The sequence below is a fragment of the Aquabacter albus genome, from assembly GCF_040049275.1.
Classification (GTDB): domain Bacteria; phylum Pseudomonadota; class Alphaproteobacteria; order Rhizobiales; family Xanthobacteraceae; genus Aquabacter.
On record NZ_JBDZDT010000006.1, the window covers coordinates 302,907 to 316,402 of the forward strand.

General features: G+C 67.2%; 20 protein-coding genes and 1 tRNA gene. 13 read left to right on the forward strand and 8 right to left on the reverse strand.

All coding sequences use genetic code 11. The annotated features are described in order from the left end of the window. From ABLE91_RS17085 to ABLE91_RS17105, 5 genes are read left to right on the forward strand one after another with little or no spacing between them, the layout of a single operon-like run. Positions 1-297 (forward strand): hypothetical protein, encoded by a 297-nt coding sequence (locus tag ABLE91_RS17085; protein WP_348932598.1) that lies wholly within the window; start codon positions 1-3, stop codon positions 295-297. Next, positions 294-974, forward strand: a complete 681-nt coding sequence (locus tag ABLE91_RS17090; protein ID WP_348932600.1) for a hypothetical protein — start codon at positions 294-296, stop codon at positions 972-974. Before ABLE91_RS17085 ends, ABLE91_RS17090 begins: the two co-directional genes overlap by 4 nt. 12 nt (positions 975-986) lie before the next feature. After that, entirely contained in the window at positions 987-1,337 is a 351-nt protein-coding gene (locus ABLE91_RS17095; protein WP_348932601.1) for a YfdP family phage-associated protein, read from the forward strand. Positions 1,338-1,365: 28 nt separating this feature from the next. Then, entirely contained in the window at positions 1,366-2,415 is a 1,050-nt protein-coding gene (locus ABLE91_RS17100) for a DUF2303 family protein (protein WP_348932602.1), read from the forward strand. 1 nt (position 2,416) lies between these two features. Further along, the gene (locus ABLE91_RS17105) at positions 2,417-2,650 is read left to right on the forward strand and encodes a hypothetical protein (RefSeq protein ID WP_348932604.1); all 234 of its coding nucleotides are present in this window, start codon (positions 2,417-2,419) and stop codon (positions 2,648-2,650) included. A 284-nt stretch (positions 2,651-2,934) separates the two neighbouring features. Here the strand turns inward: ABLE91_RS17105 and ABLE91_RS17110 are convergent, their stop codons facing one another. Beyond that, a complete protein-coding gene (locus ABLE91_RS17110; protein WP_348932606.1) occupies positions 2,935-3,192 on the reverse strand; it encodes a hypothetical protein in 258 nt (85 codons plus the stop codon). Positions 3,193-3,293: 101 nt separating this feature from the next. Here ABLE91_RS17110 and ABLE91_RS17115 point away from each other — a divergent pair, with 101 nt between their 5' ends. Next, the gene (locus ABLE91_RS17115) at positions 3,294-3,722 is read left to right on the forward strand and encodes an ASCH domain-containing protein (protein ID WP_348932607.1); all 429 of its coding nucleotides are present in this window, start codon (positions 3,294-3,296) and stop codon (positions 3,720-3,722) included. A gap of 5 nt (positions 3,723-3,727) precedes the next feature. Here the strand turns inward: ABLE91_RS17115 and ABLE91_RS17120 are convergent, their stop codons facing one another. After that, positions 3,728-3,925 (reverse strand): hypothetical protein, encoded by a 198-nt coding sequence (locus tag ABLE91_RS17120; RefSeq protein ID WP_348932609.1) that lies wholly within the window; start codon positions 3,923-3,925, stop codon positions 3,728-3,730. 84 nt (positions 3,926-4,009) lie between these two features. Here ABLE91_RS17120 and ABLE91_RS17125 point away from each other — a divergent pair, with 84 nt between their 5' ends. Together ABLE91_RS17125 and ABLE91_RS17130 are read left to right on the forward strand one after the other, a co-directional pair. Continuing rightward, positions 4,010-4,495, forward strand: coding sequence for a thermonuclease family protein (locus tag ABLE91_RS17125; protein WP_348932611.1), 486 nt, complete (start codon positions 4,010-4,012; stop codon positions 4,493-4,495). 7 nt (positions 4,496-4,502) lie between these two features. After that, positions 4,503-4,739 (forward strand): hypothetical protein, encoded by a 237-nt coding sequence (locus ABLE91_RS17130; protein ID WP_348932613.1) that lies wholly within the window; start codon positions 4,503-4,505, stop codon positions 4,737-4,739. Here ABLE91_RS17130 and ABLE91_RS17135 read toward each other — a convergent pair. The 3 genes from ABLE91_RS17135 to ABLE91_RS17145 all read right to left on the reverse strand — a co-directional run bounded on the left by ABLE91_RS17135 (position 4,685) and on the right by ABLE91_RS17145 (position 6,783). After that, positions 4,685-6,007 (reverse strand): tyrosine-type recombinase/integrase, encoded by a 1,323-nt coding sequence (locus ABLE91_RS17135; RefSeq protein WP_348932615.1) that lies wholly within the window; start codon positions 6,005-6,007, stop codon positions 4,685-4,687. The two genes, ABLE91_RS17130 and ABLE91_RS17135, sit on opposite strands and share 55 nt — an antisense overlap. Before the next feature lie 121 nt (positions 6,008-6,128). Beyond that, positions 6,129-6,218 (reverse strand) — tRNA-Ser (locus tag ABLE91_RS17140). Positions 6,219-6,381: 163 nt separating this feature from the next. Continuing rightward, positions 6,382-6,783 carry an acyl-CoA thioesterase gene (locus ABLE91_RS17145; RefSeq protein ID WP_348932616.1) on the reverse strand — a complete coding sequence of 134 codons (402 nt, stop codon included), beginning with the start codon at positions 6,781-6,783 and terminating at the stop codon, positions 6,382-6,384. A 211-nt stretch (positions 6,784-6,994) separates the two neighbouring features. On the opposite strand from ABLE91_RS17145, the gene rplU reads away from it, so the two are divergent. The 4 genes from rplU to ABLE91_RS17165 all read left to right on the forward strand — a co-directional run bounded on the left by rplU (position 6,995) and on the right by ABLE91_RS17165 (position 8,966). Next, a complete protein-coding gene (rplU, locus tag ABLE91_RS17150) occupies positions 6,995-7,306 on the forward strand; it encodes a 50S ribosomal protein L21 (protein WP_348932618.1) in 312 nt (103 codons plus the stop codon). A gap of 18 nt (positions 7,307-7,324) precedes the next feature. Beyond that, entirely contained in the window at positions 7,325-7,597 is a 273-nt protein-coding gene (gene rpmA, locus ABLE91_RS17155) for a 50S ribosomal protein L27 (RefSeq protein ID WP_348932619.1), read from the forward strand. A 147-nt stretch (positions 7,598-7,744) separates the two neighbouring features. Beyond that, the gene (locus ABLE91_RS17160) at positions 7,745-8,377 is read left to right on the forward strand and encodes a GNAT family N-acetyltransferase (RefSeq protein ID WP_348932621.1); all 633 of its coding nucleotides are present in this window, start codon (positions 7,745-7,747) and stop codon (positions 8,375-8,377) included. Between the two features lie 79 nt (positions 8,378-8,456). Continuing rightward, on the forward strand, positions 8,457-8,966 hold the full coding sequence (locus tag ABLE91_RS17165) for an RNA pyrophosphohydrolase (protein ID WP_348932623.1): 510 nt from the start codon (positions 8,457-8,459) through the stop codon (positions 8,964-8,966). Positions 8,967-9,205: 239 nt separating this feature from the next. On the opposite strand, the gene cimA is transcribed toward ABLE91_RS17165, so the two are convergent. From cimA to cysS, 3 genes are read right to left on the reverse strand one after another with little or no spacing between them, the layout of a single operon-like run. Continuing rightward, a complete protein-coding gene (gene cimA, locus ABLE91_RS17170; RefSeq protein WP_348932624.1) occupies positions 9,206-10,819 on the reverse strand; it encodes a citramalate synthase in 1,614 nt (537 codons plus the stop codon). Further along, positions 10,816-11,337: a GNAT family N-acetyltransferase gene (locus ABLE91_RS17175; protein WP_348932626.1), complete on the reverse strand. Its 522-nt coding sequence runs from the start codon at positions 11,335-11,337 to the stop codon at positions 10,816-10,818. The genes cimA and ABLE91_RS17175 overlap by 4 nt, the downstream gene beginning before the upstream one ends. Beyond that, complete coding sequence (gene cysS, locus ABLE91_RS17180) at positions 11,334-12,722, reverse strand: cysteine--tRNA ligase (protein ID WP_348932627.1); 1,389 nt, start codon at positions 12,720-12,722, stop codon at positions 11,334-11,336. The genes ABLE91_RS17175 and cysS overlap by 4 nt, the downstream gene beginning before the upstream one ends. A gap of 400 nt (positions 12,723-13,122) precedes the next feature. Between cysS and ABLE91_RS17185 the strand changes: the two genes are divergently transcribed. Next, positions 13,123-13,470, forward strand: coding sequence for a hypothetical protein (locus ABLE91_RS17185; protein WP_348932628.1), 348 nt, complete (start codon positions 13,123-13,125; stop codon positions 13,468-13,470). Positions 13,471-13,496: the final 26 nt, after the last annotated feature.

Here is a 13,496-nt window from a genome sequence, read left to right on the forward strand (position 1 = left end):
ATGGGCGCGCTCATCGCCTTCTCTCCCTCCGGGCGCGGCCCGGAGAGCATCACCAAGCTGGTGTGGGCCGCCTCGCAGGGCCTGCTTCAGGCCACCCGCGAAGGCGAGCGGGATGTCGCGGAGAAGATGGGCGTGTGGCTCGCCAACACCCGGGAAGACGCCCGCTGCACCCCTGCCCTCCGCCGCACCATCGACCGCGCGCTGGAGATCGCTCTCCGCCGCTTCGGCGGCACCGCCCCCAGCTTCAGCCCCGTGCAGCCCGACGACGGCGACGGCTATTCCGGAGACGCCGCGTGACCGCGCCCGACATTTGGATCCAGACCACCACCGGCCGGGCCCTGGACCTCATGGCGCCCACGGCGGACATGGTGGACATCGTCACCGACCTGCCGGAGGCGCTCGCCCGCCTACCCCGCTTCATCGGCCATGTGCAGTCCGGCGCCTATTCGGTGGCGCAGCACCAATGCCATGGGTCCGAGGCGATCATGGCGGAAACCGGCAACCAGCTGCTGGCGCAGGCCTTCCACCTCCACGATGCGCACGAATATGCCATCGGCGACATCGGCACGCCGGTGGCACAGGGGCTTGAGGCGCGGGTGGGTGCCAAGTTCGCGGCGCTGCCGGGCATCGGCGGCCCCACCTGGGAGCGCGTCGGCCGCAAGCTGTTCCGCGACGCCCTGGCCGAGCAGAAGCGCGACCTGGACATCGCCATTTACGAGCGTGTCGGCCTCCCCTGGCCGCTGCCGCCGGAGATCCTGGCCCAAGTCCGCGTTTGGGACCTGCGGATGCTCGCCGCCGAGCGCGCCCACCTCCTGGCCAAGCCGCCCTACCCCTGGGCGGCGGAAGTGGAGGCGGCAGCACCCATCCGCATGAAGGGCCGGATCACGGTGTGGCCGTGGCCCAAGGCCGCCGACGAATGGCGGCGGCGCCTGCACCTCCTCTTCCCCCACCTCCCCGCGCGCCGCGCGGCCTGAAGGAGCCCGTCCATGTCCCCTGCCCCCCGGATCATCCGCAGCTTTACGCAGGCGCTCGGCCTGCTCGGCCGCGGCAAGCTCGAGCAGAAGCTCAATGACGAAATGGAGCGGGCCATCCGCGCGCTCCAGGAGCACCCCGAGGACAAGGCCAAGGCGACCGTCACGGTGACGCTCACCGTCACCAAGCTGAACGACCGGCTCGACATAAAGCCCGACGTGAAGGTGAAGCTGCCCGAGGAGAAGGGCATCCCGAGCACCACCTTCTGGCCCCTCGATGGCGGCCTGTCCGTCCAGCATCCCAGCCAGACCGACATGTTCGCGGGCCCGCGCGCCGCCGGCGGCGCCGAGCGCGAGTTCGCCTGACCCCTTCCCCCCAGCCTGAGGACGCTTCATGACCGAAGAGACCAACACGCCCAAGACGGGCGAAGATAGAAAGCCCAGCATCCCGCCCAGCCTCGCGGCAGCTGTGATCGGCCGCGTTCTTGGCGGCAGCGAGAACCGCGCACCCTACTGCGGCTCGTTCGACAGCGATGCCATCGACGCGCTGAAGAAGCTCTCGCAGGAAGCGAGCGAGCCGAAAGTCATTTTGGTGCCGACCGCCGGCCTCGAACCCGGCCTGCCCCCCCAGGTGCCCATCATGTGGGACCGCGCAATGCAGGAGCCGGTGTCCCTTCTGGAGACCCTGGAAGCGGCCCGTCCGAAGATGGTGCGCAAGGGCACCGCGACGGTGGAGACGCTCTCTTCCTTCATCGCCCTCGTGAACCGCCACAAGGACGCCAACTCCGCCATCTTCGCCGCCACCTCCTGGCCCAACCCGAAGCTGACGGCGGTGCTCGACTATCACACGACCGGCCACGACGCCCGCTGGGGCAGGCACCGGGTCGAATATGCCTTCCCGCTGACGGAAGAGTTCAAGACCTGGATTAAGGGCAACGGCGAAGCCTCCGCCATGACCCAGGGCGATTTTGCCAACTTCCTGGAAGAGCACGCGGCCGAACTTGCGGCGCCGACGGATGGCGAGCGCCAGGAGTTCGAGACACTTTTCAAGGAGCGCTTCGCCACGCCGGCGGAGTTGCTCGACCTCTCGCGCTCGCTCGAAGTCTATGTGGGCGCGACGGTGAAGCAGGGGGTGCGCCCGAAGAACGGCGAGCGCCAGATGGTGTTCGTGACCGAGCACACCAATGCCAATGGCGACCAGATCGATATTCCCGGCATCTTCATGGTGTCGGTGGCGCCCTTCGTGTCCGGCGACGCCGAACCGCAAGTCGTCCGCATCCCGGCGCGCATCCGCTATCGGATGAAGGGGCAGGAAGCCATCTGGTTCTACCAGCTCTACCGCTGGGAATACTGGCTGCGCGAGCGCGTCCAGCGGGACCTCGCTTTCGCCGCCCAGGAAACCACTCTGCCCACCTATGAGGGCAAGCAGGAAATGGCGGCCTGACATGGCGACGGCTGCCTCCCTCGAACGGCGTCGCCGTGAGGCGGCGGCGGCTGCGGCCACGGCCGTGACCAAGGCCGTTCGCGGGCATCGCCCGCGCGCGGCGCACTATCGGAAGATGGTGCAAGCCACCTGCGACGCTTTACGCGCGGAGATCCGCGAGGCGAAGGCGCGCCGGGCGGCGGCTCGGAAAGCCGAGCTCCCCGATCTCTTCGGCGAGATGGAAGCGGCGGCATGACGAATGACATCTCCCTCGTCGCCTACCGCAGCACATCGCTGAACTGAAGGAAAAGCGGGGTGGCCAGCTATGAAACCTCACGCCAGATCGTTCTCGCCCACTGGGCTTGGCGCATCTCCGATTCCGCCTGCTGGCTTCGGAGATGGCTTCTTAGAGGCCTTGCCCGGCGGCCTACCGGAGCGCCCGGAAGCCCCCCGATTGGAGATTTGCTGCCGCGTCTGTTCGGAATGCTTCGCATCGTCTTTGGCGGTGGGAGGGGGGTCCTTTTTCTTCATCACAGTCCCTCAGTGGACGACGAGCATGCGTCGCGAGGCGAGGACGCGCGTCAGATGATCGGTCGCGGCCTCTGCGTCGCTCCGAAGGCCAGTGCTGGCGGCCGACATGATCGCGGCCATGCAACTGGCAAGCTCCGGGTTTTTCGTGACATCGCAGAACCGCGAGACGAGGAATTCTGCGCCCTCGATGAGGGTGGTGAGCGCGCCCCTTTGCCGGCCGGAAAGGACGACGGGGCGAGTGAGTGGATTAGTCCAGTGATCAGTCATTGCGTGCCGAAACGCGCGGCTGTCGGCTCCGGTTTCACCTTGAACGAAATGTCGCAGAGGCGTGATCCCGAGCCGCTGGCGACCTTCCGGAAGGCAATGCCATGAAGGCTTTCTCCATCATCCAGCCGTGGGCATGGCTCATCGTCAACGGCCACAAGGACGTTGAGAATCGCAAATGGAAGCCCTGGAACCCGGGCCTCCACTTCCGGGGCGAGGTGCTCATCCATGCCGGTAAGAAGTTCAATGAGGATGCGCTCGCCTTCGTGCGCGGCAACTTCCCCCAGATCGTGCTGCCCGAGACCTTTGACCGGGGCGGCATCGTCGGCAAGGCCGTCATCATCGACGCGGTGACGGAGCACGAGAGCCCCTGGTTCTTCGGCCCCTACGCCTTCGTACTCACCCGGGGCGAGCCCCTGCCCTTCCTACCCTGCAAGGGCGCCCTCGGCTTCTTCACCCCCACCTTCGACCCACCCGAACCCGCGCCGGCGCCTACTGCCGCTGTCGGGCCTGCCCAAGGGAGCTTGCTGTGACTGCCTCAGGCCAGATCGTTCTCTCCGACCGGGCTTGGCGCATCTCCGATGCCGCCTGCTGGCTTCTCCGGCGGCGCCTTTTTCTTGCCCTGCCCCCGAATGTGAGCCTTGTCGTTAGGCTCCCCTTGCTGTCGCGTGATCTCTTTCTGTCGCTCGACTTCATCACTGCGATGCGGGCTGTGTTTGGTGCGCTCTCCGGCCATCAGGATAGGTCTCCGCTTTGGGATAAAACGCACTCGGGCCAGTCCCGTTGCATCTCCCCTTTCACCCAGAGGAGGCACACACCGATGCCTAGCATGCGCGCGGCGCTGAAGCGCGATCCCATTCAGCTCTGGGGCGTGACGGTTCGCGCCATCCTCCTCATCCTCGCTGCGATGCTCTCAGCCGGCGCCTACGCGGCACCCATCGCCCCCGGGCAGATCAACGTGCGCGACGGTGACACGGTCATCGTCGGGGCGATCCGCTATCGTCTGGTTGGGTACAACACTCCGGAGGTGGGCTTCTCCGCGAAATGCCCCCAGGAGCGGGCTTTGGGCGCCCAGGCGACGCAGCGCCTGCGCCGCCTCGTCGCCGGCGGAGGGCTAGATTTCGAACGCGTCTCCTGCCAGTGCCGGCCGGGCACCGAGGGCACCCCCGCCTGCAATTACGGCCGCCTCTGCGCGCGGCTGACGGCTGCCGGCCGGGATGTGGGCGAAACCCTCGTCGCTGCCGGCCTCGCCAAGCCGTTCCGCTATGGCAAGGACCGCTTCCCCCACGATTGGTGCTCGAGGTAAGGCGCCAATGTCCACGCGCCGCACCAAGGCCACCGTCTCCGAGCTCGAGGCGGCCACCGCCCAGCTCGCGGAGATCGTGGTGTTGTACGGTGCCAAGTATGCACCGCTGATGCTCGCCATCGAGCGCGAGCTCGAACTGGCCAGGAATGAGGAAGATCCCGTCGCCCGGGCCCGCCGCATCCTCGAGGCCTACAGGTCGGGTGGCGGCCTGAAGGCGATGCGGGACAGCCAATCCGCCGCCTGAGCCAGCGACGGCCCGGCGCCATAGCGCGGCCGGCTCCATTTATGGCCCATGAGTTGGGCGATCACCTTTTCCGGTGCCTCGATGGCGGTGAGCCTGTCTTCGAAGGTATGGCGCAGGCTGTAGAGCGAATGCGCCGGCGAGGGCCGTAGCCCCTTCTCCCGAAAGAACCGACTCATGTATGCCGAGAGGCCGGCGGACTTGTCCCGATAGCGGGGGAACCCGGCCGGGCAACGCCGCGCGGCCGCGAGGGCGGCTCCGACCAGGGGGATTTTCCGCTCGGAGTGGGGCGTCTTCATCTTCCGCCCGTCCGGCACCACGTGGACATAGGGAATGTCCGCGTCGAGGAAGATGGTCTCATCGGTCAGGTTCACCACCTCCGAGGGGCGCAGGCCCGTGTCGGCAATCAGGTAGATGACGCACCGCGCCTCGATGTTGAGCTCGCCGAAGGTGCCGGCGGCGAGGATCTTGTCCTGTACAAAGGCGGCATCGTAGGCGGCGCGCTGGCCCGTAGCCCCGCCCTCGATTCTCAGCAGACCAAAGACCGGCTGAAGGCCGAGCCGCCGCTTATTGTCCACCGTGCGGAACATGCGGTTGATGTGGCCGAAATCCTTGTTGGCCGTCTCGATCTCGATGCCCTCGCGCAGCACCCGGTCTTGCCACCAGTCGCGGAAATCAAGGGCGTCGTTGCGGGTGACGTCGGCAACTGGCTTGTCGCCGATCTTGTCGATGAGGTTCGAGATCGCGCGCGCCTTCGGGGAGCGCCAGCGGCGCACCTGGTCCTCCGACATGGAAGAGAGACTGGCACGCTGGATATCCTCGAAGGCCTCCAGCAGTCCGGACAGGCGCAAGGAAGGTGCCTCCTCTCCCGCGAGGAGGGCGGCCGTCAGTTCCGGTTGGATCTCCGGCCTCTCCTTAACTGAGACAGCGAGAGCCGCAAGGCGGCGAAGGATCTCGTCCGGGAGGTCGGCGAGCGCAGCAATGGGGATGTAATTGAACCCGGCCCGACGGGCGAGCTTGCGAGCCTCGTCATAGCGCTCCTGTGCCTCGGCCGAGCGCCCGGCGGCGAGCCCGCGCCAGTATTCCTCGAGCTCGGCATTGAGCGACCGCACTACCCCCCGAGCCCGCACGCCCCGCGGGTCGTCGGCCACCGCGATGTGGGTGGATTCGCGGATCAGCACCCGACGATCAAGCTCGGAAAACGCCTTCGGCACCCGCCGTACGAGATACCAATACCCGCTACGCTTGTGCGGCTCGATCTCGCGCGCCATCGCCCCAAACCGCCCCAGATGTTACGCAAAATGTTGCACAACATTCCGGACAGAGATGCCTCCGAAAGTCAATGGCGGAGCGCAATTGCGCGATATTTCAAGGACTTAGCAAGGAGCGGGGTGGCGGAGAGGGAGGGATTTGAACCCCCGATACGGTTGCCCGTATGCCGCATTTCGAGTGCGGTGCATTCGACCACTCTGCCACCTCTCCATCCGGGGGCACGGGAGGCCGTGAGGCGCGCCCGTCGCGTGGTTGAGCGCTTCTAGCGGAGAGGCCGGGCGGTTACAAGACGTTCGCGCACCGAACCAACTGCCAATCCCCCTCCCCCGTAAGCAGGAAGGGGAGCACGGCACTCTCGTCCGAAGATCCCGCTTTATTCTTCCGCCTCCGGCGGCACCGGCCGCGAGCGGCCCTCATCGTCGATGGCGACGAAGGTGAAGGTGGCCTCCGTGACCTTCCGCGTCTCCTCGCTCTGGCGGGCGCGGCGCCAGGCCTCCACCTCGATGCGCATGGAGGTGCGCCCGACGCTCAGAACCCTGGCGAACAGGCTCACCTCGTCGCCCACCGCCACCGGGCTCAAAAAGGTGATCGCCTCCACCGCGACGGTGGCGACGCGGCCGCGGGCGCGGCGGGCGGAGACGTTGCCGGCGGCAAGGTCCATCTGCGACATCAGCCAGCCGCCGAAGATATCTCCGTTGGGATTGGTGTCCGCCGGCATGGCGATGGTGCGGATGGCCGGAGCATCCTTAGGCATGACGGCCTGCTTGTCGTGCATCGTCCCTCACTTTCTGGAACGACTTTACCAAGCGGCGCGCCCGTCGCGGAAGACGGCGGGAGCTGAACAAATGCAAGGCTTTTGCATTGACAGTCGCCCCCCGTTGCGGCTAAAGGGACCGCTTCGCGCGGGCCGTAAATGCCCGCACACCCCAACCCGACCGAAGAAGCCGGCCCTTCGAGGCCTGGCTGAACACGAAAGCGAGACAAGAATGTTCGCGGTCATCAAAGCAGGCGGCAAGCAGTACCGCGTCGCCGCCGACGACGTCATCACGTTGGATCGAATCGAGGCCGAGCCCGGCGCGAGCCTGTCCTTCCCCGTCCTCATGCTCGGCGGCGAGACCATCGTGGTCGGCGCCCCGCTCGTGGAAGGCGCCTCCGTCACCGCCGAGGTGGTGGAGCAGGCGCGCGGCGACAAGGTCATCGCGTTCAAGAAGCGCCGCCGCCAGAATTCGCGCCGCAAGCGTGGCTTCCGCGCCGACCTCACCGTCGTGCGCATCACCAACATCGCCGCCGGCGCCTGATAGGAACGGAGAGCACAGATGGCTCACAAAAAAGCAGGCGGCTCGTCCCGTAACGGCCGCGATTCCGATGGCCGCCGCCTTGGCGTGAAGCGCTTCGGCAGCGAAGCCGTCATCGCCGGCAACATCATCGTGCGTCAGCGCGGCACCAAATGGCACCCGGGCCTTAATGTCGGCATGGGCAAGGATCATACCCTGTTCGCGCTTACCGACGGCAAAGTCGAGTTCCGCACCAAAGCCAACGCCCGAACCTACGTATCCGTGATTCCCGCCGCCGCTGAGGCGGCTGAGTAAACGGCGAGACCTGAAAATGCAGGTTCCCGCCGGTCTCGTTGACCCGGTGGGAGCCTGATCCGGAACAATCCGGGCTCCTGGACAAACCGGGGAGACGAGACGTCTCCCCGGTTTTCGTTTGTCCGCCCCTCGGCCCAGGAGCCCGCCATGACCATCGTCGAGACGCCGACCGGAGCGCTGCTCCAGGAGAGCTGTATCCCCGTCCTCGAAACCGCGCGGCTGGTGCTCCGCGTGCCGCAGATCGAGGACGCCGGAGCCATCGCGGAGCACGCCAACAACCGCAAGATCGCGGAGATGACCGCGAACCTGCCCCATCCCTATCGCCCCGCCGATGGCCGGGCCTTCATCGAGCACCTTGCCGCCACCACCGAGGGCGCCCATTTCGCTGTGTTCCTGAAACACGAGGCGGGCCTTGCCTTCGCCGGCATGTGCGGCTTCGGTCGCCGCCCGGGCGAGAGCGCGCCGGAGCTGGGCTATTGGTTCGGCGAGCCCTTCTGGGGCCGCGGCCTTGCCACCGAGGCGGCCCGCGCGGTGATCGACTACGCCTTCTCGGAAACCGACACCCTGCGCATGCTGGGCGCCGCCCGCGTGGTCAATCCGGCTTCCCGCCGGGTGCTGGAGAAGTGCGGCTTCCAGTGGTGCGGCGCGGGCCTCACCCGGGTGAAGGCGATCGGCGCCTCCGTGCCGGTGGACCGCTTCGAACTCGACAAGGGCACCTGGGCCTCGCTGCGCGCCTGGGGCTCCACCGCCCTGCCGCTCCGCCGCACGCTCGCCCATTGAGGCCACGCGCGCGTCCGCCACAGGCGGGCGCGCGGTGCATCTGCTATGGAAGCCCCAGCTCCCGAGCATGAGGCATGAGATGGCGCGCCACCACGACGACCTCCCCTACCGCCCCTGCGTGGGCATCGCCGTGTTCAATCCCGCTGGCCACGTCTTCATGGGCAAGCGGGCGGGCGGGCCCGAGCATGTGGACATGACCCATTCCTGGCAATTGCCCCAGGGCGGCATCGACAAGGGCGAGGAGCCCCTGGAGGCGGCCCTGCGCGAGCTTTATGAGGAGACGTCCATCCGCTCCGTGAAGCTGGTGGGCGAGATCGAGGACTGGCTGAGCTACGACCTCCCCGGCCGCATCGCGGGCGAAGCATGGAAGGGCAAGTATCGCGGCCAGACCCAGCGCTGGTTCGCCTTCTCCTTCACCGGCCAGGATGCCGAGATCGACATCCTTCGACCTGGCGGCGGCAAGCACAAGGCGGAGTTCGTGGACTGGCGCTGGGAGCAGCTGGACCGGGCGGCGGAGCTGGTGGTGCCGTTCAAGAAGCAGGTCTATGAGCGGGTGATCCACGATTTCCGGCGGTTCGCGGGGGCGTGAGGTTCTGCTCCGCATGCTTTGTCCTGGACAAGCGACGCTGAAAGGGAGCGCAGATCCGGGACCCAGCGCAGGAGTCTGCCGAAGGCACTTCAACCCATCACCGCTGCCGCGCAGCGGTGATGTCCTTTACGCTGGTCGCGGGCTGACCGCTTCGCGGGAGTCTTGCGCTGGGTCCCGGATCTGCGTTCGCGCTTCGCGCTCACTTGTCCAGGACAACGGCACTCCTCACGCACGCCCCCTCACCCCGGCGCGCCTTCCTTCAGCAGCTTCCACGTGATGGAATCGATCAGCGCCTCGAACGACGCGTCGATGATGTTCGGAGACACCCCCACCGTGGTCCAGCGCGCCCCGGTCTCATCGGCGCTCTCGATGAGCACGCGGGTGATGGCCTCGGTGCCGCCGTCGAGGATTCGCACGCGATAGTCCGTGAGCCGCAGCCCTGAGATGAAGGGCTGGTACTTACCGAGATCCTTGCGCAGCGCCACGTCCAGCGCGTTCACCGGGCCGTTGCCCTCGGCGGCGGAGATCAGCACCTCGCCGTCCACATGCACCTTCACGATGGCCTCAGCCACCGTACTCATCTCGCCGCGCGCATTGTAGCGGCGCTCCACGTTCACGCTGAAGCGGTCCACCTGGAAGAAGTCCGGCACCGCGCCCAGCATGCGACGCGCCAGGAGCGCGAAGGAAGCGTCCGCCGCCTCATAGGAATAGCCCAGCGCTTCGCGCTCCTTCACCTCTTCCAGGAGGCGGACGAGGCGCGGGTCCTTCTTGTCCACGTCGACCCCCAGCCGCTCCAGCTCGGAGATGATGTTGGACTTGCCCGCCTGGTCGGACACCATCACCCGGCGATGGTTGCCCACCAGTTCGGGCGGCACATGCTCATAGGTGGCGGGGTCCTTCAGGATGGCGGAGGCGTGGATGCCCGCCTTGGTGGCGAACGCGCTCTCACCCACATAGGGCGCATGGCGGTTCGGCGCGCGGTTCAGAATCTCGTCGAGGACGCGCGAGACACGGGTGACGTCCGCGAGCTGCTCGCGGGACACGCCAAGCTCGAAGCGCCCGGCATAATCCGGCTTCAGAAGCAGGGTCGGAATCAGCGAGCAGAGGTTGGCATTGCCGCAGCGCTCACCGAGGCCGTTGAGCGTGCCCTGGATCTGCCGGGCCCCGGCCCGCACAGCAGCGAGCGAATTCGCCACCGCCTGCTCGGTGTCGTTATGGGCGTGGATGCCGAGATGATCGCCAGGCACGACGCGGGTCACGTCCGCGACGATGGCCTCTACCTCATGGGGCAGCGTGCCGCCATTGGTGTCGCACAGCACCACCCAGCGCGCCCCGGCCTCATAGGCCGTGCGGGCGCAGGCCAGCGCGAAGTCGCGATTCTCCTTGTAGCCGTCGAAGAAGTGCTCGCAATCCACCAGCGCCTCGCGGCCGGCGGCGACCGCGGCTGAAACGCTCTCGCGGATGGAGGCGAGGTTCTCCTCCTCCGTGGTCCCGAGCGCCACCCGCACCTGATAGGCGGACGCCTTCGCCACGAAGCAGATGGCATCGGCCTTCGCTTCCAGAAGGGCCGCGACGCCCGGGTCGTTGGCGGCGGACCGGCCGGCGCGCTTGGTCATGCCGAACGCCGTCACCTTGGCCTTCGCCGGGTGCGCCTCGGCGAACAACGCCGTGTCCAGCGGGTTCGCGCCGGGATAGCCGGCCTCCACATAATCGATGCCGATTGTGTCGAGGAGGCCCATCACTCTCAGCTTGTCGGGCAGCGTGAAATCGACCCCATTGGTCTGCGCCCCGTCGCGCAGGGTGGTGTCGAAGAGATAGAGGCGTTCACGCATCGGCTCCGGCGCCGTGTTCATGATGGCGGCACCTTCTCCGGCTCGAACGACTTCTGCATGGTCGTATTTGCCAGCCAGACATCGCCGCGCGGCACGGTGTTACGGCGCTGGGGCTCGTAGCCGCGGTGCTGGAAGAAGAAGAGCGCCGTGTCGCTGGCGTCCACGGTCAGCGCCTTGGCGCCGCGCGCCTTCGCAAGGGTCTCCGCCGCGTTGCAGAGAACCGATCCCACCCCCGTGCCTGCCACGCGGGGATGCACGTAGAGAAGGTCGATGACGCGGTCGTCCTTCAGGGTGATGAAGCCCACCGCCTCGCCGTCCAGCGTCGCCACCAAAGTGAGGTTCTTCGCCAGCCGCTCGCCGAACGCCGCCTCATCGTCGGCGGCGGACGCCCAGGCATCCTGCTGCTCGACGCTGTAATCGTCCTCCGTCAGTTCCGCGATGGCGGCGCGGAAGATGGCGGCGAGCCGCGCGATGTCGGAGGGCAGCAGCGGCCGCAGTGCGGCGGGGCTCGGGGGCCTGTTGGTGTTGGCGGCTTTCATCGCGCCACCTCCCAGCTTGTGGTGCCGTCCTTATTGTCCATCAGCACCACGCCCTGTGCGGCGAGCTGCTCGCGGATATGGTCGGCGGTGGAGAAGTCCCGTGCCTTGCGGGCGGCGAGGCGGGCGGCGATCAGCTCTTCCACCGCCGCCGGATCCACCGAGATCGCCGCGCGCTGGCGGGCGCGCCATTCGCTCTCCGTGTCGTGGAGCAGGCCGAGCAGGTTCGCGGCGCCCTTGAAGCGGCGCTTGAGCGCGGACGACGCGTCCACATCCTCCGCCACCTCGGCGAGGTGATGCAGGTGGGTAATGGCGGACGGCGAGTTGATATCGTCCCCCAGCCGATCGGCGATCTCCGCCTCGAACGGGTTGTCCTCCCCCGTCTCCGCCGCCTCGTCCCCGACGATGCGATACCACTTGTCCAGGGTCTTGGCGGCAAAGCCGATGCCCTGGCGGGTCCAGTTGATGGGCTGGCGGTAATGGGTGGAGAGCATGGCGAGACGCAGCACCTCACCCGGCCAGTCGGCGAGTAGCTCGCGGATGGTGACGAAGTTGCCGAGGGACTTCGACATCTTCTCGCCTTCCAGGGTGAGGAAGCCGTTATGCATCCACACCTGCGCCATGACATTGGTGCCGAACGCGCAGCGCGACTGGGCGATCTCGTTCTCATGGTGCGGGAAGACGAGGTCGATGCCGCCGCCGTGAATGTCAAAGGTCTCGCCTAGATGGCGCCACGACATGGCGGAGCATTCGATGTGCCAGCCCGGCCGTCCCGGCTGGGGGATGCCGCAGGGCGAGGGCCAGGCCGGCACACCCTCGGGGCTCGGCTTCCAGAGCACGAAATCCATGGCATCGCGCTTGTAAGGCGCCACGTCCACGCGGGCGCCGGCGATCATGTCGTCCAGCGGACGGCGCGAAAGGCGACCGTAATCCGGCATGGAGGGGACATGGAACAGCACATGGCCCTCGGCCACATAAGCGTGGCCGGAGGCCACAAGCCGCTCGATGAGAATGCGCATCTCGGCGATGTGCTCGGTGGCGCGGGGCTCGACGCTGGGCTCGAGGCAGCCCAGCGCCTCGGTATCCGCGCGGAACCAGCGATAGGTCTCTTCCGTCAGCTCGCGGATATCGATGCTGCGCTCGGCGGCGCGCGCATTGATCTTGTCGTCCACGTCCGTGATGTTGCGCACATAGGTGACGGCGTCCTCGCCATAGAGCCGCCGCAGGAGGCGGAACAGCACGTCGAAGACGATGATGGGGCGGGCATTGCCGATATGGGCGAGGTCATAGACCGTCGGCCCGCACACATACAGGCGCACGTTCGAGGGATCGTAAGGACGGAAGGCGTCCTTCGCGCGCGTCAGCGTATTGTAGAGCCGCAGCTCCATGGTTCGTCCGCTCCCCTAAAGGCGTGTTCGTGCACGCGCCCGTCCCGTCGGCCGGGGCGTCCAGTCTCCTCAAGGATGCAGCAAGGGACGGCCGCGGCCAGCGCTAATGGGCTAACCGCAAATAATCGACAAAGCGGCGCCGGGGCGCCTGTGGATAGGGCTTATGACCATCCTATTCATGGCGGCGGACAATGAGAGCGCAAGCGTGCGCCGTCAAGGCATTTTCATGGATGCTGGGCCGCCGGAAGGCCGGGATTCGACCTGCGTCGGGGTTGACCGGCTTCCGTCGTGCCGTCTATGCCTCCGCTGCCCGATGCGACGATTCAGCATCGTCCCGCCGAAGCCGCGCCTTCGCCTGCCGTCCGGCAGCACAGGCCGACACGAGGTCGACGCCCGCCCCATGAAAAAGACCAGCCTGCTTTTCGCCGCCGCCTTCATGCTCCTGACGGGGGCGGCATCGGCCGAGACGCGCATCTTCCTGCTGGAGAATTCCGACGGCTACGGCGTCGATACGTGCCTCGCCAATGGCGAGCCGTGCGGCGAGCAGCTGGCCTCGGCCTGGTGCCGCGCCCACGATTATGCCGGCGCCATCGATTTCGGACAGGTAACGGGCAGCACCGGCCCCACCAGCAGCGCCGCTCCTGCGAATGCCGGCGCGATCCGCCCTGTGGCCAGCGAAGCCGCCACCCGGCCCGCCTGCGCCGGCAAGTTCTGCCCCTCCATGGTGGCGATCACCTGCACGCGGTGAGCGAGCCTTTGTCCCGGACAAGCGAC

What these genes read in the sequence shown, in the direction of transcription:
- ABLE91_RS17085 (WP_348932598.1), top strand. Translation starts at nt 1, where the DNA reads ATGGGCGCGCTCATCGCCTTCTCTCCCTCCGGGCGCGGCCCGGAGAGC.
- ABLE91_RS17095 (WP_348932601.1), top strand. Translation starts at nt 987, where the DNA reads ATGTCCCCTGCCCCCCGGATCATCCGCAGCTTTACGCAGGCGCTCGGC.
- ABLE91_RS17100 (WP_348932602.1), top strand. Translation starts at nt 1,366, where the DNA reads ATGACCGAAGAGACCAACACGCCCAAGACGGGCGAAGATAGAAAGCCC.
- ABLE91_RS17105 (WP_348932604.1), top strand. Translation starts at nt 2,417, where the DNA reads ATGGCGACGGCTGCCTCCCTCGAACGGCGTCGCCGTGAGGCGGCGGCG.
- ABLE91_RS17110 (WP_348932606.1), bottom strand. Translation starts at nt 3,192, where the DNA reads ATGACTGATCACTGGACTAATCCACTCACTCGCCCCGTCGTCCTTTCC.
- ABLE91_RS17115 (WP_348932607.1), top strand. Translation starts at nt 3,294, where the DNA reads ATGAAGGCTTTCTCCATCATCCAGCCGTGGGCATGGCTCATCGTCAAC.
- ABLE91_RS17120 (WP_348932609.1), bottom strand. Translation starts at nt 3,925, where the DNA reads ATGGCCGGAGAGCGCACCAAACACAGCCCGCATCGCAGTGATGAAGTC.
- ABLE91_RS17125 (WP_348932611.1), top strand. Translation starts at nt 4,010, where the DNA reads ATGCCTAGCATGCGCGCGGCGCTGAAGCGCGATCCCATTCAGCTCTGG.
- ABLE91_RS17130 (WP_348932613.1), top strand. Translation starts at nt 4,503, where the DNA reads ATGTCCACGCGCCGCACCAAGGCCACCGTCTCCGAGCTCGAGGCGGCC.
- ABLE91_RS17135 (WP_348932615.1), bottom strand. Translation starts at nt 6,007, where the DNA reads ATGGCGCGCGAGATCGAGCCGCACAAGCGTAGCGGGTATTGGTATCTC.
- ABLE91_RS17145 (WP_348932616.1), bottom strand. Translation starts at nt 6,783, where the DNA reads ATGCACGACAAGCAGGCCGTCATGCCTAAGGATGCTCCGGCCATCCGC.
- rplU (WP_348932618.1), top strand. Translation starts at nt 6,995, where the DNA reads ATGTTCGCGGTCATCAAAGCAGGCGGCAAGCAGTACCGCGTCGCCGCC.
- rpmA (WP_348932619.1), top strand. Translation starts at nt 7,325, where the DNA reads ATGGCTCACAAAAAAGCAGGCGGCTCGTCCCGTAACGGCCGCGATTCC.
- ABLE91_RS17160 (WP_348932621.1), top strand. Translation starts at nt 7,745, where the DNA reads ATGACCATCGTCGAGACGCCGACCGGAGCGCTGCTCCAGGAGAGCTGT.
- ABLE91_RS17165 (WP_348932623.1), top strand. Translation starts at nt 8,457, where the DNA reads ATGGCGCGCCACCACGACGACCTCCCCTACCGCCCCTGCGTGGGCATC.
- cimA (WP_348932624.1), bottom strand. Translation starts at nt 10,819, where the DNA reads ATGAACACGGCGCCGGAGCCGATGCGTGAACGCCTCTATCTCTTCGAC.
- ABLE91_RS17175 (WP_348932626.1), bottom strand. Translation starts at nt 11,337, where the DNA reads ATGAAAGCCGCCAACACCAACAGGCCCCCGAGCCCCGCCGCACTGCGG.
- cysS (WP_348932627.1), bottom strand. Translation starts at nt 12,722, where the DNA reads ATGGAGCTGCGGCTCTACAATACGCTGACGCGCGCGAAGGACGCCTTC.
- ABLE91_RS17185 (WP_348932628.1), top strand. Translation starts at nt 13,123, where the DNA reads ATGAAAAAGACCAGCCTGCTTTTCGCCGCCGCCTTCATGCTCCTGACG.